We start from the raw sequence: 748 nt of genomic DNA on the forward strand, positions 1-748 counted from the left end.
TGCCTCGCTCGGCGGTGGCCCCTCGAACGACATCAGCTGGCCGGCACCGCTGCCGGTGCGCAGTCGTCCCGGCTCGCCCTGCATCCGATCGATAAGCTGTCCGTAGAGATCGCGCAGCTCAGCACCCAGACGACGCTGGCCAAAATACCACTGGGTTGGCGACCAGGACTCGAAGCGGGTCAGGTTGAGGATGCCGACATCGACGGCGGCGAGGGTCACGAAGGCCTCTTCGCCTGGCGCCAGATCCGTGATCTGAACGCCAATCTTGAGGGACTCACGCGGGCGGGCTTGCTCGGGTGCATCCAGGGCCAGCGTCAAGCGGCGCTGTTGCGGATCGACGCCGGCCCAGTGCAGGCCGATCGCCCGCCGCGGCATGCGCCGCGCCTTAAGATCCATGCCGCGATAGAGGATCGCGGTGACATAGGCACCTGGCCCCCAGTCCGCGGTCACTGGCACGGCAACGCTGGTGCCGGCCTCCGAAACCTCTGCCGGGTGCATGCTGACCAGCCCATCACCGCCGACCACCATCACCAATGCTAAGCCTGGGAAGCGCGGTTCGAGCCGCACCTGCGCCTGTTCGCCGACCCGGTACTCGGGCTTGTCGAGCGAGACCTTGAGCACATCAGGGGTATCGAAGGCCTTGGGCGCGACGTACCAGCCGGCCTCGAAGTCAATGCTCGCTGGGACCAACGGCCCGTCTGCGCGGCCCTCGATCCGGAGTTCATAGGCGCCCCAATCGACCGACGCT

At 67.1% G+C, this 748-nt stretch carries 1 pseudogene; it reads right to left on the reverse strand.

The features are described 5' to 3' along the window. Positions 1-748 (reverse strand): annotated as a pseudogene (locus VBE63_RS30820) (alpha-2-macroglobulin); the annotation flags it as partial.

It is taken from the genome of Lamprobacter sp., assembly GCF_034860625.1.
In the GTDB taxonomy this organism is placed as follows: Bacteria; Pseudomonadota; Gammaproteobacteria; order Chromatiales; family Chromatiaceae; genus Lamprobacter.